General features: G+C 73.6%; 19 protein-coding genes. 13 read left to right on the top strand and 6 right to left on the bottom strand.

Annotated features, from left to right (window positions below; genetic code table 11):
• Positions 1–55: 55 nt before the first annotated feature.
• The gene (locus tag ACLQ2N_RS13385; RefSeq protein ID WP_425812458.1) at positions 56–1,885 is read right to left on the bottom strand and encodes a phosphatidylglycerol lysyltransferase domain-containing protein; all 1,830 of its coding nucleotides are present in this window, start codon (positions 1,883–1,885) and stop codon (positions 56–58) included.
• 140 nt (positions 1,886–2,025) lie between these two features.
• Here ACLQ2N_RS13385 and ACLQ2N_RS13380 point away from each other — a divergent pair, with 140 nt between their 5' ends.
• Complete coding sequence (locus tag ACLQ2N_RS13380; RefSeq protein WP_425812456.1) at positions 2,026–3,147, top strand: alpha/beta hydrolase; 1,122 nt, start codon at positions 2,026–2,028, stop codon at positions 3,145–3,147.
• A gap of 13 nt (positions 3,148–3,160) precedes the next feature.
• Here ACLQ2N_RS13380 and ACLQ2N_RS13375 read toward each other — a convergent pair whose 3' ends face one another.
• Positions 3,161–4,348, bottom strand: a complete 1,188-nt coding sequence (locus ACLQ2N_RS13375; RefSeq protein ID WP_425812454.1) for an ABC transporter ATP-binding protein — start codon at positions 4,346–4,348, stop codon at positions 3,161–3,163.
• Between the two features lie 131 nt (positions 4,349–4,479).
• On the opposite strand from ACLQ2N_RS13375, the gene ACLQ2N_RS13370 reads away from it, so the two are divergent.
• The 4 genes from ACLQ2N_RS13370 to ACLQ2N_RS13355 all read left to right on the top strand — a co-directional run bounded on the left by ACLQ2N_RS13370 (position 4,480) and on the right by ACLQ2N_RS13355 (position 8,007).
• Positions 4,480–5,184, top strand: a complete 705-nt coding sequence (locus ACLQ2N_RS13370) for an ABC transporter permease (protein ID WP_425812452.1) — start codon at positions 4,480–4,482, stop codon at positions 5,182–5,184.
• A 1-nt stretch (position 5,185) separates the two neighbouring features.
• A complete protein-coding gene (locus ACLQ2N_RS13365) occupies positions 5,186–5,860 on the top strand; it encodes an ABC transporter permease (protein ID WP_425812450.1) in 675 nt (224 codons plus the stop codon).
• An 83-nt stretch (positions 5,861–5,943) separates the two neighbouring features.
• Positions 5,944–6,921 carry an ABC transporter substrate-binding protein gene (locus ACLQ2N_RS13360; protein WP_425812448.1) on the top strand — a complete coding sequence of 326 codons (978 nt, stop codon included), beginning with the start codon at positions 5,944–5,946 and terminating at the stop codon, positions 6,919–6,921.
• Positions 6,922–7,026: 105 nt separating this feature from the next.
• Positions 7,027–8,007, top strand: a complete 981-nt coding sequence (locus tag ACLQ2N_RS13355) for a hypothetical protein (protein WP_425812446.1) — start codon at positions 7,027–7,029, stop codon at positions 8,005–8,007.
• A gap of 38 nt (positions 8,008–8,045) precedes the next feature.
• On the opposite strand, the gene ACLQ2N_RS13350 is transcribed toward ACLQ2N_RS13355, so the two are convergent.
• Positions 8,046–9,188: an NADH-quinone oxidoreductase subunit D gene (locus ACLQ2N_RS13350; RefSeq protein ID WP_425812444.1), complete on the bottom strand. Its 1,143-nt coding sequence runs from the start codon at positions 9,186–9,188 to the stop codon at positions 8,046–8,048.
• A 54-nt stretch (positions 9,189–9,242) separates the two neighbouring features.
• On the bottom strand, positions 9,243–10,226 hold the full coding sequence (locus ACLQ2N_RS13345; protein ID WP_425812442.1) for an SAM-dependent methyltransferase: 984 nt from the start codon (positions 10,224–10,226) through the stop codon (positions 9,243–9,245).
• Positions 10,227–10,320: 94 nt separating this feature from the next.
• Between ACLQ2N_RS13345 and ACLQ2N_RS13340 the strand changes: the two genes are divergently transcribed.
• On the top strand, positions 10,321–11,538 hold the full coding sequence (locus ACLQ2N_RS13340; RefSeq protein WP_425812440.1) for a sensor histidine kinase: 1,218 nt from the start codon (positions 10,321–10,323) through the stop codon (positions 11,536–11,538).
• A 25-nt stretch (positions 11,539–11,563) separates the two neighbouring features.
• On the top strand, positions 11,564–12,238 hold the full coding sequence (locus tag ACLQ2N_RS13335) for a response regulator (protein ID WP_425812438.1): 675 nt from the start codon (positions 11,564–11,566) through the stop codon (positions 12,236–12,238).
• Positions 12,239–12,243: 5 nt separating this feature from the next.
• Here the strand turns inward: ACLQ2N_RS13335 and ACLQ2N_RS13330 are convergent, their stop codons facing one another.
• Entirely contained in the window at positions 12,244–13,362 is a 1,119-nt protein-coding gene (locus ACLQ2N_RS13330; RefSeq protein ID WP_425812436.1) for a DUF5937 family protein, read from the bottom strand.
• A 50-nt stretch (positions 13,363–13,412) separates the two neighbouring features.
• On the bottom strand, positions 13,413–14,603 hold the full coding sequence (locus tag ACLQ2N_RS13325) for a threonine aldolase family protein (RefSeq protein WP_425812434.1): 1,191 nt from the start codon (positions 14,601–14,603) through the stop codon (positions 13,413–13,415).
• Positions 14,604–14,768: 165 nt separating this feature from the next.
• Here ACLQ2N_RS13325 and ACLQ2N_RS13320 point away from each other — a divergent pair, with 165 nt between their 5' ends.
• The 6 genes from ACLQ2N_RS13320 to ACLQ2N_RS13295 all read left to right on the top strand — a co-directional run bounded on the left by ACLQ2N_RS13320 (position 14,769) and on the right by ACLQ2N_RS13295 (position 21,041).
• The gene (locus ACLQ2N_RS13320; RefSeq protein WP_425812432.1) at positions 14,769–15,758 is read left to right on the top strand and encodes a Rossmann-like and DUF2520 domain-containing protein; all 990 of its coding nucleotides are present in this window, start codon (positions 14,769–14,771) and stop codon (positions 15,756–15,758) included.
• Complete coding sequence (gene panC, locus ACLQ2N_RS13315) at positions 15,758–16,774, top strand: pantoate--beta-alanine ligase (protein WP_425812430.1); 1,017 nt, start codon at positions 15,758–15,760, stop codon at positions 16,772–16,774. The genes ACLQ2N_RS13320 and panC overlap by 1 nt, the downstream gene beginning before the upstream one ends.
• Positions 16,771–18,501 (top strand): L-aspartate oxidase, encoded by a 1,731-nt coding sequence (locus ACLQ2N_RS13310; RefSeq protein WP_425812428.1) that lies wholly within the window; start codon positions 16,771–16,773, stop codon positions 18,499–18,501. The genes panC and ACLQ2N_RS13310 overlap by 4 nt, the downstream gene beginning before the upstream one ends.
• 2 nt (positions 18,502–18,503) lie before the next feature.
• Complete coding sequence (gene nadC / locus ACLQ2N_RS13305) at positions 18,504–19,535, top strand: carboxylating nicotinate-nucleotide diphosphorylase (protein ID WP_425812426.1); 1,032 nt, start codon at positions 18,504–18,506, stop codon at positions 19,533–19,535.
• Positions 19,535–20,332, top strand: coding sequence for a type III pantothenate kinase (locus ACLQ2N_RS13300; RefSeq protein WP_018102267.1), 798 nt, complete (start codon positions 19,535–19,537; stop codon positions 20,330–20,332). Before nadC ends, ACLQ2N_RS13300 begins: the two co-directional genes overlap by 1 nt.
• Positions 20,333–20,468: 136 nt before the next feature.
• Positions 20,469–21,041: a hypothetical protein gene (locus ACLQ2N_RS13295; RefSeq protein WP_425813194.1), complete on the top strand. Its 573-nt coding sequence runs from the start codon at positions 20,469–20,471 to the stop codon at positions 21,039–21,041.
• Positions 21,042–21,080: the final 39 nt, after the last annotated feature.

Here is a 21,080-nt window from a genome sequence, read left to right as displayed (position 1 = left end):
GGACCGTCCCGCGCAACGTACTCATATGACCAGCGTAGGCCCGTACGGGACGGCCCTACGCCGTACGGGCGTCCTGCCCGCCCGCCGGGGGCCGGGCGTGGGCGCAGGGGCGGCGGGGGGCGGACCGCAGGGGGCGGGGGAGCGCGAGGTGGACGAAGCCCTCGGCCTGCATCGCCGCGAAGGAGATGCGGGGCAGGTCGCGGGCGGTGCGGTAGACCACGAAGCGAGGCTCCCAGCGCGGCCGGAACTTGGCGTTGAACTTGTACAGCGACTCGATCTGGAACCAGCGGGAGAGGAAGATCAGCAGCCCGCGCCAGACCCGCAGGACGGGCCCCGCGCCCAGCTTCTCGCCCCGGGCGAGCGCGGAGCGGAACATCGCGAAGTTCAGCGAGACGCGGCTGACGCCGAGCCGGGGCGCGGCCTGGAGGGATGCGACGATCAGGAGCTCGTTCATGCCGGGGTCGGCGGAGCGGTCGCGGCGCATGAGGTCGAGGGACATGCCGTCGGTGCCCCAGGGCACGAAGTGGAGCACGGCCTTCAGGTCGCCGTACGGGGAGTCGGCGCCGTCCTCGTCCGCCTTGTGGGCGGTGGCGACGAAGCAGTCCCGGTCGGCGGCGTCACCGATCCGGCCGAGCGCCATGGAGAAGCCGCGTTCGGTGTCGGTGCCGCGCCAGTCGGCGGCGGCCCGGCGGATGCGGGCGAGTTCGGCCTCGCCGATGTCGGCCACGCGCCGGACGCGGGTCTCGTAGCCACCACGCTCAATGCGCTTCACCATCTGGCGTACGTTGCGCATCGCGCGCCCGGCGAGGGAGAAATCCGCGACGTCCACCACCGCCTCGTCGCCCAGTTCCAGGGCGGTGAGTCCGGTCTCGCGGGTCCAGACCTCGCCGCCGGTCTCGCCGCACCCCATGACGGCGGGGGCCCAGGAGTGCGCCCGGGCCTCGTCCATGAAGCGCTCGATGGCCCCGGGCCATGCCTCCACGTCACCGATCGGGTCGCCGCTGGCGAGCATCACGCCGGAGACCACGCGGTAGCAGACGGCGGCCTTGCCGCTGGGCGAGAAGACCACGGCCTTGTCGCGGCGGAGCGCGAAGTGGCCGAGCGAGTCGCGCCCGCCGTGCCGTTCCAGCAGGGCGCGCAGCCGGGCCTCGTCGTCCTCGGTGAGCCGGGCGGCCGGGTGTTCGGGGCGGAAGGCCAGGTAGATGGTGGTGACGGCGGTCAGCAGGCCGAGGGCGCCGAGCGAGCAGCCGACGGTCCAGGAGGTGTCCCCGGCGTAGTCCACGGGCCCCTCGAAGCCGACCAGGCCGTACAGCACGTGCTGGAGGCGGTCGGCGATGCTGGGGCTGCCGATCAGGCGGCGGGGGTGGGCGCTGACGATGACCAGGCCGAGGCCGAGCGAACCGGCGCCGAGCAGGACGAAGTTGGCCAGGGCCCGCCACCGGCTGCGCGGGTCGGGCAGGGCGGCGAACTCACTCCGGTGACGTACGAGCAGGTAGCACAGCGTCAGCGAGACCAGGGTGCCGAGGACCGAGTGCCGGTAGCTGAACTGGGCCAGGGCGCCCGCCGGGAGCAGGACGACGGCGGCGCGCCAGGCGCGGCGCTTGTGCCGTTTGAGGCCGTGGGCCAGGAGGAGCAGCAGGACGCCGGCGCTGAGCGAGAGCGCGGCGGCGAACGGACCGAGGGCTCCGGGGAGCACTTCGGCGAGGGTGTGCATGCGGCTGTGCCGGAAACGCGGGAAGACTCCGGCGGCGACGTCGATCAGCCCGACGGCGGTGCACGCGGTGCCGACGAGCGTGGGCACGGACTCCGGCCGGGGCCCGCGCGCGAACGCGCGTGCGCGAACCGGAACCGATCCTGATTTATCCCCATCTAGCGTGACAGACATCGCTTCCCGTGGTTCCGCGAGAGATTTCCTGGAGTCCGGCGGCCGGAGCCCTGCGGACGATGTGCGACCTCTAGGACGATCCTTCCGGGCCGCGGGTTCACCCGCTGCCCGGAAATTTCCTGACAGAAAGTTCACCCGTCATGGGCCTCACGGGCAAGCCGGTGCTGTTCCTCGCGATCGCGCTGGCCGTCGTACTGTTCACCGTCACCGTCTGGTGCTGGCCGAGGCTCGCCCGGCGCAGCGCTCCCGCCGTGCTCGGCCGGGTGGGCATGCTGCTCGCGACCCAGGTGGCGGTGTTCGCCACGGTCGGCCTGCTGGCCAACAACAGCTTCCTGTTCTACGGCTCGTGGGCCGACCTGTTCGGCCGCAAGCAGGAGCTGGGCGTGGTCACCGACCACGCGGCCGGGACGCTGGCGGCGAAGAACATCGTCCGGGTGGGCTCGCAGCGGCCGGACGTGCCGGGCGGGGCGCTGCCGAGGGTGGGCGGCCGGATCGACAAGGTCGTGATCGCGGGGAAGCACTCGGGCATCGAGAGTGCGGCGTACGTGTATCTGCCGCCGGAGTACTTCCAGCCGGCGTTCGCGCGGCGGAAGTTCCCCGCGGTGGTGGTGCTGACCGGCTACCCGGGCACCTCGGAGAACCTGATCAAGGGGCTGCGCTATCCGCGTACCGCACTCGAACGGGTGAAGGCCGGACGGGCGCAGCCGATGGTCCTGGTGATGCTGCGTCCGACGGTGGCGCCACCCCGGGACACCGAGTGCGTGGACATAGAGGGCGGTCCGAAGACGGAGACCTTCTTCGCGGACGACGTGCCCCGGGCGGTGTCGGCCGGGTACCGGGTCGGGAAGCGGGCCCGCAACTGGGGCATCATCGGCAACTCGACGGGCGGCTACTGCGCGTTGAAGATCGGGCTGCACCACCCGGGCCGGTACGCCGCGAGCGCGGGGCTCTCCGCGTACTACAAGGCGGCCGAGGACCCGACGACGGGCGACCTCTTCCACGGCGACGAGGCGGCGCGGCACCGCGCGGACCTGCTGTGGACGCTGGACAACCGGCCGCAGCCGGACTCCTCGTTCCTGGTGACGAGTTCCCGCCAGGGTGAGGCGAACTACGCCGACACGCGGAGGTTCGTGGCCAAGGTGAAGCAGCCGGCGCAGGTGTCCTCGATCGTGCTGGACAGCGGCGGGCACAACTTCAACACCTGGCGCCGGGAGATCCCGGCCGCGCTGGAGTGGCTGAGCAGCCGGCTGAGCGAGAGCTGAGGGCGCCCCTGGTTCAGCTCGCCGGCGCCTGCGCCACTCCGGTGACGCTTTCGACCGTCACCTCCGCGCGGGGGACCGCGCGGCCGTCCGCGCCGACCGAGCGGCGCAGCGCCTCGTGCAGGCGGGCCGGGGTGAGCACGCCCAGGAAGCGGCCCTCGCCCGCCTCGTCGATGACGGCGATCCAGCCGGCGTCGTGCTGGAGCATGGTGGCGAACGCCTGTTTGAGCGGGGCGCCGAGGGGAAGCCACGCCTCCATGCGGCGGGCGTGGTCGCGGACGGCGCCCTTGGAGCCGGTACGCGCGTCATCGGCGGGGATCCAGCCGTGCAGGTGCTCGTCGCGGTCCAGGACGACGGCCCAGCGGGCGCCCTCCGCGCGGAGGCGGTCGGTCGCGGTGGACAGCGGGTCGTCCAGGTGGACGACGGGCGGGTGGTCGAGGTCGCTCTCCTCGACGGGGGTGACCGAGAGCCGCTTGAGGCCCCGGTCGGCGCCGACGAAGTCCGCGACATAGCCGGTGGCGGGGGCGCCGAGCACGGTGGCGGGGGTGTCGAACTGCTCGATCGAGCCCTGCCCGTAGACGGCGATGCGGTCGCCGAGACGGACCGCTTCCTCGATGTCGTGGGTGACGAACAGGACGGTTTTGCGGACCTGTTCCTGAAGTCTCAGGAATTCGTTCTGGAGGTGCTCGCGCACCACAGGGTCGACCGCGCCGAACGGCTCGTCCATCAGCAGGACCGGCGGGTCGGCGGCCAGCGCCCGGGCGACGCCGACGCGTTGGCGCTGTCCGCCGGAGAGCTGTTCGGGATAGCGGTCGCCATAAACGGAAGGATCGAGTCCGACAAGGTCGAGGAGTTCGGCGGCACGGGCGCGCGCCTTTTGGCGTTTCCAGCCGAGCAGATGGGGAACGGTGGCGGTGTTCTCCAGGACCGTCTTGTGCGGGAAGAGGCCCACTTGCTGGATCACATAGCCGATGCGGCGGCGCAGTTGGACGGGATCGATGGCGGATATGTCGTCCCCGTCGAGGAATATCCGGCCCTCGGTCGGTTCGATCAGCCGGTTCACCATCTTCATGGTGGTTGTCTTGCCGCAGCCCGACGGTCCGACGAGCGTGACCAGTTCACCCTCGGCGACCTCGAAGGAAAGGCCGTCGACGGCGGTGGTGCCGTCCGCATACCGCTTGGTGACGTGCTCGAAACGGATCATGGTTCCCCATTGTCGCGGGTGTTGTGTGAAGGACATGTTGCTGGAACACAACGGCTCCGGCGCTTGTCAGTGGTCGAGGATAGGCTCGCCGGACATCAGTACGAGAAGGCGAACGGGAGGTGGGGGGACGGATGGCCGGACGGAACTGCCTGGTGACGAACGACTGGATCTGCGGGGAGTATCTCCGCTCCCGCAGCCAGGAGTTGACGGACGCCACCGTGCAGCACATCTGGATCACCGCCGTCTCGGTCGCGATCGGTGTGGCCGTCGCCTTCCCGCTGGCACTCCTCGCACGCAGGGGCCGCCGGTTCGCCGGACCGGTCCTCGGGCTGACGACGGTGCTCTACACCGTGCCGTCGCTCGCGATGTTCTCGCTCCTGCTGCCCCTGTTCGGACTCTCCGCCGCCCTGGTGGTCACCGGGCTCGTGCTGTATTCGCTGACCATCCTCGTACGCAACATCCTGGCGGGCCTGGAAGCGGTGCCCGAGGAGGCGAAGGAGGCCGCGCACGGCATGGGGTACGGGCCGGTCCGGCTGCTGTGGGAGGTGGAGCTGCCGCTCGCACTGCCCGCGCTGATGGCGGGGATACGGATCGCCACGGTGTCCACGATCGCGTTGACGACGGTCGGCTCGATCGTCGGCCGGGGCGGCCTGGGCAATCTCATCGAGGACGCGCTGCCGAGCTTCTTCAAGGCCCAGGTGCTGGCCGCCTCGGTGCTCTGCGTGCTGCTCGCGGTCGTCGCGGACCTGCTGCTGCTCGGTCTCCAGCGGCTGCTGACGCCCTGGACGCGCATACGTGCCGCCGCGCACGGTACGGCCCGGGCGGGGGCGGTCTGACATGGGAGTTCTCGGGGACGCCTGGACCTGGCTCACCACCGGTGCCCACTGGTCGGGGGAGAGCGGGGCCGCCCACCGGTTGAGCGAGCACCTGTACGTCAGCGGTGTCGCGCTCGCCCTGGCCTGCGCCGTCGCCCTGCCCCTCGCGCTGTACCTGGGCCACATCAGGAAGGGCGGCGCCCTCGCGGTCAACCTGGCCAACGTGGGGCGCGCGGTGCCCGTCTTCGCGGTGCTGGCCCTCTTCATGGTCTCGCCCCTGCGCAACGCGGGGTACCTCCCGACGATCATCGCCCTGGTGCTGTTCGCCGTGCCGCCGCTGCTCACCAACGCCTACGTGGGGATGACCGAGGTGGACCGCTCGGTGGCGGAGGCGGCGCGCGGGATGGGCATGTCGGGCGGCCAGCTCTTCCTGCGCGTCGAACTCCCCCTCGCGTACCCGCTGATCATGACCGGGCTGCGGTCGGCCGCCGTCCAGGTCGTGGCGACGGCGACCATCGCGGCCATGGTCGGGCAGGGCGGCCTCGGCCGCATCATCACCGCCGGGTTCAACACGTACGACACCGCGCAGGTGGTTGCGGGGGCCCTGATGGTCGCCGTGCTCGCCCTGCTGGTGGAGGCGGTCCTGGTGGCCGTCGACCGCCTGCTGTCCCCGCTGCGCCGCCGCCGGCCGGCCTGAGCCCCGGTCCACCCGACTCGTCACCCATGTCGCACATTCACCACTTGTCGCATACGGCCTCGCCGCCGTGGACGGAGAAGAACATGACCAGGACTTCACGCGTGGCCGGCGCCGTCATCGGCATCCTCACGCTCGCGGGCTCGCTCGCCGCGTGCGGCGGGGACAGCCTGGAGGAGGACAAGGGCGCCCCGGCCGGAGGCCAGGACTCCGGCAAGAAGGGCTCGCTCGTCGTCGGGGCCGCCGCCTTCACCGAGTCCAAGGTGCTCGCCGAGCTGTACGCGCAGATCCTCGGGGACGCCGGTTACAGCACCTCGGTCACCACCGTGAAGAACCGCGAACTGTACGAACCCTCCCTGGAGAAGGGCGAGATCGACGTCGTTCCGGAATACGCGGCGACGATCGCGGAATTCCTCAACGCGAAGGTGAACGGGGCGAAGGCCGCCGAGGCGAAGCCGGTCGCCTCGGGAGACACCGCCGCCACCGTCGCCGCCCTGAAGAAGCTCGCCGAGCCGCGCGGACTGAAGGTCCTTCCGGCCGGGAAGGCCGTCGACCAGAACGCGTTCGCGGTGACCAAGGAATTCGCCGGCAAGCACAAGCTGAAGACGCTTTCCGATCTCGGCGCCGCGAAGATCGGCGTCAAGGTCGCGGCGGGCGACGAGTGCGAGGTGCGGCCCTTCTGCGCACCCGGGCTCAAGAAGACGTACGGCATCGACGTCACCGGAATCGACCCCAAGGGCGTCGGCACCCCGCAGTCCAAGCAGGCGGTGAAGGACGGCAAGGACCAGCTCGTCCTGACCACCACCACCGACGCCGTGCTCGACACCTACGACCTGGTGTTCCTGGACGACGACAAGAAGCTCCAGAACGCGGACAACGTCCTGCCCGTCCTGAACGCGAAGGACGCCGGCGACCAGGAGATAGCCGACGCGCTCGGCAAGCTCACCGGCGCACTCACCACCGAGGACCTCGCACAACTGAACCGCAAGGTGGACGCGGAGCGCGCCAAGCCGGCCGATGTGGCCCGTGAATATCTTCAGTCGAAGGGGCTGATCAAGAAGTAGCGAAGGCGTTCGGAGAACGGAGCGCGGGAGCCGCCGGGTAACTTGCCGGGCACAGATTGCCGGGCGGCTCCCCAAGTTCACCGCGCACACGGTAAATTTCGGGCCATGCCACGTGGACGCCATCGCCATTCGCCACCACTGCACAGAATCCTTCCGCCTTCGGCAGTCGCCGGAGCGGCGGTCGCCTGTGCGGCGGGGGCCTGGCTGCTGACCGAACCCATGGCCCTGCGCGCGCTGGTCGCGGCCGCCGCGGCGGCCGCCGTCACCGGCGCGGTCCTCATGCGCGCCTGGGACCGCGAGGCGGGCCGCCGTGTCGCCGAGCTGACGCGCGCCCGCGCCAGTGACGAGTGGCGCGCCGAGGAGCGTGCGGCGGAGCTCGAAGCGGATCTGGAGGAGGCGCGGGAGATCCGCGCCCGCCTGGAGACGAAGCTGCGCCGCAAGCGCGTCGAACTGGCCGGTCTGCGCGGCGAACACGCCGCGCTGCTGCGGCGGTACGCCAACGCGGAGACCGAGCGCGCCAGCGTCCTGGAGAGCCGGCGGCAGCTCGCGATCGAGGCGTCCGCGCCCGCCCGCGCCCTGCCCCCCGCCCGCTCCACCCCCACGCCCGACGCCTACGCCCGCGCCGCCCGCGCGCTGGCCGACCTCCCGCGCAACGCGGCGCTCCAGAAGGCCCGCCGGATCGCCGAGGACGCGGCGCGGCACCGGGAGACCGCGGAGCGCGCCCGGGAGGCACAGGAGCCGCGGGCCGCCCTGCCCGCCACCCGGTCCGCCGCGCAGCCGCCCGCCCCGCGCCCGGTTCCGGCCGCCAGCGCGGTCGTCCCGTACACGGCGTCCCGCCGCCATCCGGTGCCGCAGGGCAGCTTCGACTTCTTCGGTACGCAGAAGGCGGTGCCCGCAGCGGCCGAGCGCGCCGCCATCGAGGCCGTGCAGAACGAGGACCTGGCCGACGTGGTGGGCGAGGAGGTCCTGGCCGCGCAGCGTCCGGACGCGCCGGAGGACCGCGCCGTCGGCGAGGTCATCGACCTCACCGCGCACGACGAGACGGAGCAGCTGGACGTGGCGGAGCTGCGCAGCGCGATCTCGTAACGCGGCCGTCGTCGGCGCCGCCACGCGGCGATGGCGTGCTACTTGTCGATGTCGCCGACGACGAAGAACAGCGAGCCCAGGATCGCCACCATGTCGGCGACCAGCGTGCCCGGCAGCAGTTCGGTGAGCGCCTGGATGTTGTTGAAGGACGCCGAGCGCAGCTTCAGCCGGTACGGGGTCTTCTCGCCCTTGGACACCAGGTAGTAGCCGTTGACGCCGAGCGGGTTCTCGGTCCAGGCGTACGTGTGGCCCTCGGGGGCCTTGAGGACCTTCGGCAGCCGCTGGTTGACCGGTCCCGGCGCCAGCTCCGCCATCCGGTCCAGGCAGGCGTCGGCGAGGTCCAGGGCGTTGTGCGTCTGCTCCAGCAGGCACTCGAACCGGGCCAGGCAGTCGCCCTCGGTCCGGGTGACGACCTTCAGCGTCTGCGACAGCTCTCCGTACGCGAGATACGGTTCGTCGCGCCGCAGGTCGAAGTCCACGCCCGAGGCGCGGGCGATCGGTCCGGACACCCCGTACGCGTGCACCGCCCCGGCCGACAGCACGCCGACGCCCCGGGTGCGGGCCCGGAAGATCTCGTTGCCGAGCACCAGTCCGTCGTACACGTCCATCCGGGAGCGGACCGAGGCGACGGCGTCCCGGGCCCGGCCGAGCCAGCCCGCCGGCAGGTCCTCCTTGAGGCCGCCGACCCGGTTGAACATGTAGTGCATACGCCCGCCGGAGACCTCCTCCATCACCGCCTGGAGCTCCTCGCGCTCCCGGAACGCGTGGAACACCGGGGTGATCCCGCCGAGTTCCAGCGGGTACGAGCCGAGGAACATCAGGTGGTTGAGGACCCGGTTCAGCTCGGCGAGCAGGGTGCGGGTCCAGACCGCGCGCTCCGGGACCTCCATGCCGAGCATCCGCTCGACGGCCATCACGACGCCCAGCTCGTTGGAGAACGCGGAGAGCCAGTCGTGGCGGTTGGCGAGCATGATGATCTGGCGGTAGTCGCGGGCCTCGAACAGCTTCTCCGCGCCGCGGTGCATGTAGCCGACGACCGGTTCGGCGTGCTGGACGCGCTCGCCGTCCAGGACGATACGGAGGCGGAGCACGCCGTGGGTGGAGGGGTGCTGGGGGCCGATGTTGAGCACCATGTCGGTGCTTTCGGCTGCGCCGCCGATGCCGATGGTCGTCTCCGTCATGGGGGCCAGTATTCCTTGCGCGCCGTTGCTGCGGGGCGCTGCCCCGGACCCTCCTCAATCGCCGGAGGGGCTTACCACGTGTTCCAGCCAGCCGAAGTCGCCCAGGCCGCCCCGGGCCGTCAGTTCCGCCGCCTCGCCCGCCGTGGACAGGGCGCGGAGGTAGGCGGACGGGTCGGCCGACGCCAGAGCCAGGGGCGGGCGTCCGCCCGTGATGCCCAGGGCCGCCAGGGCCTCGCGCTGGGTACGCAGCCGCGCGGGCGGGCCCGCCGTGGCCGCGCACGCGTCCAGGGCCACGTGCGCCGTCAGGTCGCAGCTCCCGTCCGGCACCGGCCGGACCTCGCGGCCCGCGCGGAAACCGGTGAGCGTGCCGAAGGGCGGGCGTTCCCCGCGTACGTGCGCGTAGTCCACCGCCACCGCGAGCCCGGCGGACAGGGACGACACCGCCGCCGCCCACGCCTCGTCGCGCGGGCGGCCGATCTCCGCCCGGCTGCCCGGGCCGGCCGACGGCCACCAGCGGCGCAGCCACTCCGCGTCCGCCCCGGTCACCGGAGCGCCCAGCCGCTCCGCGCCGTCACAGGCGCGGACCTCGACGTACCGTTCGACGCCCTCGGCGTCCGTCTCCGCGACGGGGAGCGGCACGTTGTCCAGCCACTCGTTGGCGAAGAGCAGCCCGCGCGCCCCGTGCGGCGGCTCGGCGCACCACTCCACCCGGGGGTCCAGGCCCTCGGGGCGGGCGGCGAGCTCCACGGCGTACGCCCGCACCGCGAGGTCCGCCCCGCCCTCGGCCGGGAGCGCGGCGAGGACCCCGGTGACGAGCTCCCCGCGCCCGGCGCCCATGTCGACCAGGTCCACGTGCGCGGCGCCGAGGTCCGCCGCCGTGCGGACCAGGAGCCGGGCGACGGCGGTGGCGAACAGCGGTGACGCGTGCACAGAGGTACGGAAGTGACCCGCGGGGCCCTCGGGGCGCCGGTAGAAACCCTCGTCGCCGTAGAGAGCGGTCTCCGCCGCCTCCTGCCACCCGCGCCACTCATCCGTCACGGGCCCAGTCTCCACCTTGGGGAGTACGGTCCCGGGACCCGGATCGGCCCTTCGGTTGACCCGGCGGCCCTCGGCCTTCTTTACGCTGGGTCACGTGCAGCGCCTCTACGATTTCATCCGCAGACACCCGACGGGCGTCGACAGCTTCTGGGCTGTCTTCCTCCTCGGGCTCTCCGGCATGACCATCGTGGTGGGCGACGTGGGACACGGCGGGCGTCTCGAACGGATCGCGGTCGTGCCGGTCGTCCTCGGGCTCTGCCTCGTCGTGGCGCTGCGCCGCCGCGCGCCGGAGAAGATGCTGCTGCTCGCCATCGCGATGGGCGTCGTCCAGCTGATCTGCGGCGTCCGGCCGACCGTCGCGAACTTCGCGATGCTCGTCATCACCTTCACCGTGGCCACCGTCGGTGAGCGCTGGGCCTCCCGGCTCGCCCTGGCGTGCAGCCTGACCGCCGCCTCGATGTCCCAGCTCCGCTGGCCGAACGAGACGGGCACCCCGCGCAACTGGGCGCAGACGGTGTTCGTCGTGGCCGTGCTGACGGTGCCGTTCGTGCTGGCCTGGGTGCTCGGCGACTCGATGCGGACCCGGCGGGCCTACTTCGACCAGCTGGAGGAGCGGGCGGCCCGGCTGGAGCGGGAGCGCGAGGCCCAGTCGAAGGTCGCGGTGGCCGCCGAGCGGGCCCGTATCGCCCGCGAACTGCACGACGTCGTCGCGCACAACGTCTCCGTGATGGTGGTGCAGGCCGACGGCGCCGCCTATGTCATGGACGCGGCGCCCGACCAGGCGCGGCAGGCGCTGGAGACCATCTCCGGCACCGGCCGCCAGGCGCTCGCGGAGATGCGGCGGCTGCTCGGGGTGCTGCGGACGGGCGACGCGCAGGAGAGCGGGGAGTACGTCCCGCAGCCCGACGTCGAGCAGATCGAGGAGCTGATCGAGCAGGTCCGCAAGGCCGGTCTGGCGGTGGACTTCAAGGTCGAGGGGACCGCCCGCCCGCTGCCCAGCGGCGTCGAGCTGACCGCGTACCGCATCGTGCAGGAGGCCCTGACCAACACCCGCAAGCACGGCGGCCCGCACGCCGGGGCCAGCGTGCGGCTGGTCTACTTCGACGACGGGCTCGGCCTGCTGGTCGAGGACGACGGGCGGGGCGCCGCGCACGAGCTGTACGAGGACGGCGGCGCCGACGGCGCCGGCCACGGCATGATCGGCATGCGGGAGCGGGTCGGCATGGTCGGCGGCACACTGGACGCCGGGCCGCGCCCCGGCGGAGGATTCCGGATCAGCGCGCTGCTGCCGCTCAAGGCCGCCGACCGCTGAACGAACGAGGAGAGAACAGGCCCCCATGGCGATCCGCGTGATGCTCGTCGACGACCAGGTGCTGCTGCGCACCGGCTTCCGGATGGTGCTCGCCGCCCAGCCCGACATGGAGGTGGTCGCCGAGGCCGGCGACGGCGCCGAGGCGATCGACGTCCTGCGCGCCACCGCCGTGGACGTGGTGCTGATGGACGTCCGCATGCCGAAGCTGGACGGCGTCGAGGCCACCCGCCGCATCTGCGCGCAGCCCGACCCGCCGAAGGTGCTGATCCTGACCACGTTCGACCTGGACGAGTACGCGTTCTCCGGGCTGAAGGCCGGGGCCAGCGGCTTCATGCTGAAGGACGTGCCCCCGGGCGAACTGCTCGCCGCGATCCGCTCCGTGCACAGCGGGGACGCCGTCGTCGCCCCGTCCACCACCCGCCGGCTGCTCGACCGCTTCTCGCCGATGCTGCCCAGCGGCACCCAGGAACCGCAGCACAAGGACATCGCCAGGCTCACCGAACGCGAGCGCGAGGTGATGCTGCTCGTCGCGCAGGGCCTGTCGAACGGCGAGATCGCGGGGCGCCTGGTGCTCTCCGAGGCGACCGTGAAGACCCATGTCGGCCGCATCCTGACCAAGCTGTCCCTGCGCGACCGGGTGCAGGTGGTCGTCCTCGCGTACGAGACGGGGCTGGTCCGCGCCGGCGGCGGCGCGGGCTGAGGGCGTCAGCGGAGGATTCCTTCCAGGAAGTCGCTGCCGAGCCGGGCCACCACGGTCAGGTCCAGCTGGTGCAGCACGTAGCGGCCCCGGCGCCGGGTCGTGACCAGACCGGCCTTCTTGAGCACCGCGAGATGGCGCGAGACCTCGGGCGGGGTGATCCCGTTCGTGTCGGCCAGTTCGCCGGTGGTGTACGGGGAACGCGCGATGTTCCGGCACAGCCGCATCCGCATCGGGTGCGCCAGCGCCTCCAGCCGCAGCCGGAGCAGCTCCACCGAGGCGGGCGCGGGCAGCTCCGGCCGGTGCACGGGGTAGTGGATCACCGGCCGCCAGCCCGGGGCGTGCAGCACCATCAGGTGCGGCCGGCCGAAGCTGGTCGGGATCAGCGTGAGCCCGGGGCCGACGGCGGGGTCCGTCGCGTCGGTCGCCCCCTCGGTCAGCTTGTCGACGCTGATCCTGCCGCCGTCCGGGTCGAGCGTGAGCGCGGGTGAGACCGCCCGTACCGCCTCGGCGAGCCCCTTGCGCCGCAGCAGGTCCGTCTTGTGCCGCGCGTCGGCCACCAGCTGGACCCGGACCCGCTCCCAGGTGTCCGCGAAGAACGCCTGCTCGCAGTCCTCGAACAGGCGGCGCAGCCAGCGGCGTACGGGAGCGGGGTCGGCCAGCAGCCGCTCGGTGAACTCCACCTGCTGCGGGCCGCGCGCCGCCGCCATGTCCAGCGCCCGGGCGCGCGCCTGCGCGTTGCGCAGCGGGGAGGCCGCGCCGGTCCCGTAGAACGCGGCGCAGGTGAACTCCAGGGCGGCGGAGACGAACCGGTCGTCGTCCAGCCGGTCCAGGATGTCCAGATCGGCGGCGAGGTCGTCGCCCGGCGTGCCGTCGCCGCCGACGACCCCGGCGAACGGCATGAAGACGTCCGAGAAGGTGTTCCGCCACAGGAACTCCGCCTCGTGCAGCCGGTCGGCGAGATCGGGCTCCAGGGCCGTGGCGGTGGCCGTCGCCCAGCCGTGCAGGCCCGGGTGGTGCCCCGGCTCGGAGAGGGCGTGCAGGGCGACGCCCAGCTCCACGAGCGGGGAGGTCCGGAAGACGATGCGGGCGGGGTCGAGCCCCGCGATGCCGATGGTGACGCTCACCGGTCCATGGTGCCGGGTGGCTGAGGCGGCCGGGCCGGGGCCCGGTCGCCTCAGCTCTTCCCGTCCAGCCGCTCCAGGAACGCGGCCACCGCGTCCCGTACGTCCTCGGCGCTCCACTCCAGCCCGGCCTCGGCCACCGTCACCTCGGTGAACGCGACCCCCGGCGCCCCCGTGTCCGGTGTGAACCAGCGGCGGAAGAGCACTACGCCCGTCTCCTCCGCCTGCCGCACCGACGCCTCCGTCAGCACCTCCGCGCCGTACGGCAGCCACACCTGGAACTGGTGCGTGTGCGGCACCTCCGGGTGCACCCGGAACCAGCCCGTGCCGGCCGCATCGAACCCCTCGGCCAGCGCCCCGGCCACCACCTTCGCGTGCTCCACGTACGACGGCAGCCTCGGCAGCTCCCGGTCGAGCCCGGCCAGGGCCGCGACCGCCGCCGGGAACTGCTGGAAGAGCTGGCCGCCGTACCGGTGCCGCCAGAGGCGGGCCTCCTCGGCCAGCGAGGCGGAACCGGCGAGCACGGCCCCGGAGATCCCGCCCAGGGACTTGTAGAACGACACGTACACGCTGTCCGCGAGCGCGGCGATCTCCGGCAGCCCCCGGCCGAAGTGCGTCGCGCACTCCCACAGCCGGGCCCCGTCGACATGGACGACGGCGTCCCGGTCGCGGGCGGCGGCCACCACGGCCTCCAGCTCCTCCCAGGAGGGCAGCACGAAACCGGCGTCCCGCAGCGGCAGCTCCAGCATCAGCGTGCCGAACGGCTCCGGGAAGTCGCGGACCTCCTCGGCGGTCGGCAGCCTCGGACCGGTCGTCGGGTGGACGGTGCGCAGCCCGCTCACCGCTCCCAGGGCGCCGCTCTCGTGCACCTCCGGGTGGGCGAGCGGATGCAGGGCGACCACGGGGTTGCCGGTGCGGGCGGCCCAGCAGCGCAGCGCGACCTGCTGCGCCATCGTCCCGGTCGGGAAGAACACGGCGGCCTCCGTGCCCAGCAGGGCGGCGACCCGCTCCTCCAGCTCGCCGACGACACCGTCCCCGTAGATGTCCGCCGGGAGCTCCAGGTCGGTGACCGTCCCGGCGTCCGCCGCCAGGGCGGCCAGCTGCTCGCCGAGCGTGCGGTCCTGCGGAGCGCGGGACAGCGCGCGCCCGGCCCGCCGCCACGCGGCGATCCGGCGCGATCGCCGCGCCTCCTCGCTCCCCGGCTCCGCCGTCTCGTCCGTCACCTGCGTGTTCATGTCTGCCATGGAACGATCATCACGCAGAACGCCGGGCCTGCCCACCGCGTTTCCGGGGCCGCCCGGGACGGTATCCACAGCCTGTGGACAGCCGGGAGGGCGGGGCGGCCGCTGGCGTAGCATGCAAGGGAATCGTCCGGTACCCCCCGCGGACTGGAACGGAAGGCCCGCAGTGTGAACGCAACAGCTCCCAAGGACCCCCTCGACGCGAGGGACCGCCCCGCCCGGCTCACCGTCGGCGTGGTGGGGGCGGGCCGTGTCGGCCCCGCCCTGGCCGCATCCCTCGCCCTCGCCGGACACCGCCCGGTCGCCGTCTCCGGGGTCTCCGACGCCTCGCGGCGGCGCGCCGCCGACCTCCTCCCCGACGTCCCCCTCGTGACGCCCGCCGACGTCCTCGCGCGCGCCGAGCTCGTCCTGCTGACCGTCCCCGACGACGCCCTCCCGGGGCTGGTCGAGGGCCTGGCCGAGACCGGGGCGGTCCGCCCCGGACAGCTCCTCGTCCACACCTCCGGGCGGTACGGGACGAAGGTGCTGGCCCCCGCGCGCCGCGCCGGCGCCCTGCCGCTCGCGCTGCACCCCGCGATGACGTTCACCGGCACCTCCGTGGACGTCCAGCGACTGGCCGGCTGCTCCTTCGGGGTCACCGCGCCGGACGAGCTGCGGCTCGCCGCGGAGGCGCTGGTCATCGAGATGGGCGGCGAGCCGGAATGGATCGCGGAGGAGTCCCGTCCGCTCTATCACGCGGCCCTCGCCCTCGGCGCGAACCACCTGGTCACCCTCGTCGCCCAGTCGATGGAGCTGCTGCGCACCGCCGGGGTCACCGCCCCCGACCGGATGCTCGGCCCGCTGCTCGGCGCCGCCCTGGACAACGCCCTGCGCTCCGGCGACGCGGCGCTCACCGGCCCGGTCGCGCGCGGCGACGCCGGCACGGTCGCCGCGCACCTCGGCGAGCTGCGCGCCCACGCCCCGCAGACGGTCGCCGGTTACGTGGCGATGGCCCGCGCCACCGCGGACCGCGCCCTCGCCCACGGCCTGCTCAAGCCGGAGCTGGCCGAGGACCTGCTGGACGCGCTGGCGGACGGCGGCACGGGCACGCGGGGCCCCGCCCCGGACGGCGGCCCGGCCTCTTCCGGCGACACCGGCACCGGACCGGAGGAGTCCTGATGACCGCCCCCGCGTCCACCGCCCCGGTCCTGCTGAACACGGCCGCCGAGCTGCACGCGTACGCCCCCGAGGGGCGGCGGGCCGTCGTCATGACGATGGGCGCCCTGCACGAGGGCCACGCCTCGCTCATCCGCGCCGCCCGCGCCCACGCGGGCCCCGCCGGGCAGGTCGTCGTCACCGTCTTCGTCAACCCGCTCCAGTTCGGCGAGGCCGCCGACCTCGACCGCTACCCTCGCACGCTCGACGCCGACCTCGCGGTGGCCGGCGCGGCCGGCGCCGACGTGGTCTTCGCGCCCTCCGTGGACGAGGTCTACCCGGGCGGCGAGCCGCAGGTCCGGATCTCGGCGGGCCCGATGGGCGAGCGTCTGGAGGGGGCGTCGCGCCCCGGCCACTTCGACGGCATGCTCACCGTCGTCGCCAAGCTGCTCCACCTCACCCGGCCGGACACCGCGTTCTTCGGGCAGAAGGACGCCCAGCAGCTGGCGCTGATCCGGCGCATGGTGCGCGACCTGAACTTCCCGGTGGAGATCAGCGGCGTGGAGACGGTCCGGGAGCCGGACGGCCTCGCGCTGTCCAGCCGCAACCGCTTCCTCGACCCGCACGAGCGCCGCACCGCGCTCGCCCTGTCCCGCGCCCTGTTCGCGGCCCGCGACCGTCTCGCCGCCCAGGCCGCCCTGCACGCCCGCGCGCAGGCCACCGGCGCCACCGAGGACCGGGCCGCCGGGCTCAACCGGCTCGGCGAGGCCCGCCTCGCGGCCGACGCCCAGGCGGTCGCCCGGGCCCGCCCGGACGCCGGACCCGCCGCCGTGCGCGCCGCCGCCCGCACGGTCCTGGAGGAGGCGGAGGCCGCGAGCCCGCCGCTCGCCCTGGACTACGTGGCGCTCGTGGACCCGGCCGACTTCACCGAGATCCCCGACGACCGCGCGGCCGGTGAGGCGATCCTCGCCGTCGCCGCCCGGGTCGGCGCCACCCGCCTCATCGACAACATCCCCCTCACCTTCGGAGCGACCCCGTGACCGGAATACGGCTGACCGCCCCCGCACCCGGCTGGTCCATCGACGCCGACGTCGTGGTCGTCGGCTCCGGCGTCGCCGGGCTCACCACCGCCCTGCGCTGCGCCGCGGCGGGCCTCGCCACCGTCGTGGTGACCAAGGCCCGTCTCGACGCCGGCTCCACCCGCTGGGCCCAGGGCGGCATCGCCGCGGCCCTCGGCGAGGGCGACACCCCCGAGCAGCACCTGGCCGACACCCTGGTCGCCGGCGTCGGCCTCTGCGACGAGTCCGCGGTGCGGGCCCTGGTCACCGACGGCCCGGGCGCGGTGCGCCGGCTGATGGAGACCGGCGCCCGCTTCGACACCGCCGACGACGGCTCCGTGGCCCTCACCCGCGAGGGCGGCCACCACCGCCGCCGCATCGTCCACGCGGGCGGCGACGCGACCGGCGCCGAGGTCTCCCGCGCCCTGGTGGAGGCGGTCCGCGCGGCCGCCCTGCACACCATCGAGAACGCCCTCGTGCTCGACCTCCTCACCGACGCCGAAGGCCGTACCGCCGGTGTCACCCTGCACGTGATGGGCGAGGGCCAGCACGACGGCGTCGGCGCGGTCAACGCCCCGGCCGTGGTCCTGGCCACCGGTGGCATGGGCCAGGTCTTCTCCGCCACCACCAACCCCTCGGTCTCCACCGCCGACGGCGTGGCGCTCGCGCTGCGGGCCGGCGCGGAGGTCTCGGACCTGGAGTTCGTCCAGTTCCACCCCACCGTCCTCTTCCTCGGCGCCGGCTCCGAGGGCCAGCAGCCGCTGGTCTCCGAAGCGGTACGCGGCGAGGGCGCCCACCTCGTGGACGCCTCCGGTACGCGCTTCATGGCCGGGCAGCACGAGCTGGCGGAGCTGGCCCCGCGCGACATCGTCGCCAAGGGCATCACGCGCCAGATGCAGCTCAAGGGCACCGACCACATGTACCTCGACGGCCGCCACTTCGGCGCCGAGATGTGGGAGCAGCGCTTCCCGACGATCCTGGCCGCCTGCCGGTCCCACGGCATCGACCCGGTCACCGAGCCCATCCCCGTGGCCCCCGCCGCGCACTACGCTTCCGGCGGCGTCCGCACCGACCTGCGGGGCCGTACGACCGTCCCCGGCCTGTACGCCTGCGGCGAGGTCGCCTGCACCGGGGTGCACGGCGCGAACCGGCTGGCGTCCAACTCGCTGCTCGAAGGACTCGTCTTCGCCGAGCGCATCGCCGCCGGCATCGTCGCCGACCGCCCTCGTTCCGGTGCGGCCGCCGGACCCGCCGGGACGCCCGTCCCGCTCCAGGCCCCCGAGACCCGGCTCGCGGTCCAGCGCGCCATGAGCCGGGGCGCCGGGGTGCTGCGCTCCGCCGAGAGCCTGGCCGCCGCGGCGGACGAGCTGGAGGAGCTGCACCTCGCCACCCGCGAGGCGGGGGCGGCGGAGACCAAGCCCGCGGTGCCCGGCGTCGAGGCGTGGGAGGCCACCAACCTGCTGCTCGTCGCCCGGGTCCTGGTCGCCGCCGCCCGCGCGCGCGAGGAGACCCGGGGCTGCCACTGGCGCGAGGACCGGCCCGAGCGCGACGACGCGGACTGGCGCCGCCACCTCGTCGTCCGGCTCGCCCCCGAGGACGGTCTCGTCCTCCGTCGGACGGATACCGAGGCGTTCGGGCCCGTGGATGCGCCCGGGGCAGCAGACTGCGCAGCGACGAGCACCACCCACCCCACTCCCGAGGAGCCGTAACCGTGAGCACGCCCGAAGAGAATCCGCGCCCCACTCCCGTGGACGTACCGCTGATCCGGGTCGGCGCGCCCGCCCCCGCCGCGGGCGGCTGCGGGGACGGCTGCGGCTGCGGCGGCGGCGAGGAGTACGAGGAGTGCGGGCTCGACCCCGCGCTCGCCCGGCTCCTCGCCGAGTCCGGCCTGGACCCCATCCAGGTCGAGGACATCGCGCACCTCGCCATCGCCGAGGACCTGGACGGCGGGGTGGACGTCACGACCGTCGCCACCGTCGCCGAGGATGCCATGGCCACCGGCGACTTCACCGCCCGCGAGGCCGGTGTGGTGGCCGGGCTGCGCGTGGCGGAGGCGGTCCTGTCGATCGTCTGCACCTCCGAGTTCGAGGTCGAGCGGCACGTCGAGGACGGCGACCGCGTCGCCCCCGGCCAGAAGCTGCTGACCGTCACCACCCGCACCCGCGACCTGCTCACCGGCGAGCGCAGCGCCCTCAACCTGCTCTGCCGGCTCTCCGGCATCGCCACCGCCACCCGCGCCTGGGCCGATGTGCTGGAGGGCACCAAGGCCGAGGTCCGCGACACCCGCAAGACGACGCCGGGGCTGCGCGCCCTGGAGAAGTACGCCGTGCGCTGCGGCGGCGGTGTCAACCACCGGTTCTCGCTGTCCGACGCCGCGCTCGTCAAGGACAACCACGTCATCGCGGCGGGCGGGGTCGCCGAGGCGTTCAAGCGGGTCAGGGAGGAGTTCCCGGAGGTCCCGATCGAGGTCGAGGTGGACACGCCGGCCCAGCTCACCGAGGTGCTGGACGCGGGTGCCGACCTGATCCTGCTGGACAACTTCACCCCGGCCGAGACCGCCGACGCCGTCGCCCTGACCGGCGGACGCGCCTTCCTGGAGTCCTCCGGCCGGCTCACCCTCGACTCGGCCCGCGCCTACGCGGAGGCCGGGGTCGACTATCTGGCCGTGGGCGCGCTGACCCACTCCTCGCCGATCCTGGACATCGGGCTGGACTTCCGCGACACCGACGGGGCCGGCGCCTGATGCTGCTCACCATCGACGTCGGGAACACCCACACCGTCCTCGGCCTGTTCGACGGCGAGGAGATCGTCGAGCACTGGCGGATCTCCACGGACGCCCGCCGCACCGCCGACGAACTCGCGGTGCTGCTCCAGGGCCTCATGGGCATGCACCCGCTGCTCGGCATGGAGCTGGGCGACGGCATCGAGGGCATCGCGATCTGCTCCACGGTCCCGGCCGTGCTGCACGAGCTGCGCGAGGTGACCCGCCGCTACTACGGCGATGTCCCCGCCGTGCTCGTGGAACCGGGCATCAAGACCGGGGTGCCGATCCTGATGGACAACCCGAAGGAGGTCGGCGCGGACCGCATCATCAACGCGGTCGCCGCCGTCGACCTGTACGGCGGTCCGGCGATCGTGGTCGACTTCGGCACGGCCACCACCTTCGACGCGGTGTCGGCCCGGGGCGAGTACACCGGCGGTGTCATCGCGCCCGGCATCGAGATCTCCGTCGAGGCGCTGGGCGTCAAGGGTGCCCAGCTCCGCAAGATCGAGCTGGCCCGGCCGCGCAGCGTCATCGGCAAGAACACCGTCGAGGCCATGCAGGCGGGCATCATCTACGGTTTCGCCGGCCAGGTCGACGGGGTCGTGGAGCGGATGAAGAAGGAGCTGGCGGCCGACCCGGACGATGTCACCGTCATCGCGACGGGCGGCCTTGCTCCGATGGTGCTGGGCGAGTCCTCCGTCATCGACGAGCACGAGCCCTGGCTGACCCTCATCGGACTCCGCCTGGTGTACGAGCGCAACGTGTCGCGGCTGTAGTACAGGCCGCTGACCGGCGGCTCCGGGTGCGACGGCACTCCGGAGCCGCCGCGCCACCCACGACCAGTTAAGCCGATTTTGTCCCTTTAGCACGTATTGTCGCGTCATGCCCACGCCCTACGGATCACGCGGCGGTATGGCCTTCAGCGCGGACGAGCTGCGAGTGCTCCGACGCGCCCTCGCCTTCGCGCTGCACCCCGCGCCCCTGCCCGACGAGGATGTCCAGGACTGCCTGCGGCTGGCGGGCAGTGTGGACGAGGCCGTCGCCGAGGCCGGACGGCTGCGCGCCTTCCTCCTCGCCGACCTCGTCCGCTACCGCGACGCCCTCCCCGGCTCCCTCACCGGATATCTGGAGCTCCTCCAGGACGCCCTGGCCGCCGGATACGACCCGCGCCCCGAGGACCTGGCCGCGCTGCGGGCCCTGCGCGGCGGCCCGCTGGCGGCGGCCCTCCTGGAGCGCTGCCAGATGATCGCGGAGCGCTCCGTACGCGCCCGGCTCGCCGGACGGGCCGTGCCCCGGACCGCCCCGGCGCCCCGCAGCCGGCTGCTCGCGCTGCCCGGCGGGCGTGCCGCCGGGCCGGACGAGCCGAAGACGCCGCCGGCCCCGGCCCGCCCCGTGCCGCCGTCCGAGCGCCCGGCGCCGAAGCCCTCCGAGGTCTTCCCGCCGCGCCGTCCCGTACCGCAGCCGCCGCAGCGCCGCGCGGGGTAGGGGTGTCCTCGGGGCGGGGAGGCGGCTCGCTACTCTGGA

The organism is Streptomyces sp. DT224 (genome assembly GCF_049844595.1).
Taxonomy (GTDB): Bacteria; Actinomycetota; Actinomycetes; order Streptomycetales; family Streptomycetaceae; genus Streptomyces.
This window is presented reverse-complemented; position numbering and strand designations above follow the sequence as displayed.

Excerpts from the sequence above, each read along its gene's own strand:
- panC (WP_425812430.1), top strand. The coding sequence starts at position 15,758 with ATGACCGCCCCCGCGTCCACCGCCCCGGTCCTGCTGAACACGGCCGCC.
- ACLQ2N_RS13300 (WP_018102267.1), top strand. The coding sequence starts at position 19,535 with ATGCTGCTCACCATCGACGTCGGGAACACCCACACCGTCCTCGGCCTG.
- ACLQ2N_RS13350 (WP_425812444.1), bottom strand. The coding sequence starts at position 9,188 with ATGACGGAGACGACCATCGGCATCGGCGGCGCAGCCGAAAGCACCGAC.
- ACLQ2N_RS13375 (WP_425812454.1), bottom strand. The coding sequence starts at position 4,348 with ATGATCCGTTTCGAGCACGTCACCAAGCGGTATGCGGACGGCACCACC.
- ACLQ2N_RS13385 (WP_425812458.1), bottom strand. The coding sequence starts at position 1,885 with ATGTCTGTCACGCTAGATGGGGATAAATCAGGATCGGTTCCGGTTCGC.
- ACLQ2N_RS13335 (WP_425812438.1), top strand. The coding sequence starts at position 11,564 with ATGGCGATCCGCGTGATGCTCGTCGACGACCAGGTGCTGCTGCGCACC.
- ACLQ2N_RS13380 (WP_425812456.1), top strand. The coding sequence starts at position 2,026 with ATGGGCCTCACGGGCAAGCCGGTGCTGTTCCTCGCGATCGCGCTGGCC.
- ACLQ2N_RS13355 (WP_425812446.1), top strand. The coding sequence starts at position 7,027 with ATGCCACGTGGACGCCATCGCCATTCGCCACCACTGCACAGAATCCTT.
- ACLQ2N_RS13360 (WP_425812448.1), top strand. The coding sequence starts at position 5,944 with ATGACCAGGACTTCACGCGTGGCCGGCGCCGTCATCGGCATCCTCACG.
- ACLQ2N_RS13295 (WP_425813194.1), top strand. The coding sequence starts at position 20,469 with ATGGCCTTCAGCGCGGACGAGCTGCGAGTGCTCCGACGCGCCCTCGCC.
- ACLQ2N_RS13365 (WP_425812450.1), top strand. The coding sequence starts at position 5,186 with ATGGGAGTTCTCGGGGACGCCTGGACCTGGCTCACCACCGGTGCCCAC.
- ACLQ2N_RS13325 (WP_425812434.1), bottom strand. The coding sequence starts at position 14,603 with ATGGCAGACATGAACACGCAGGTGACGGACGAGACGGCGGAGCCGGGG.
- ACLQ2N_RS13370 (WP_425812452.1), top strand. The coding sequence starts at position 4,480 with ATGGCCGGACGGAACTGCCTGGTGACGAACGACTGGATCTGCGGGGAG.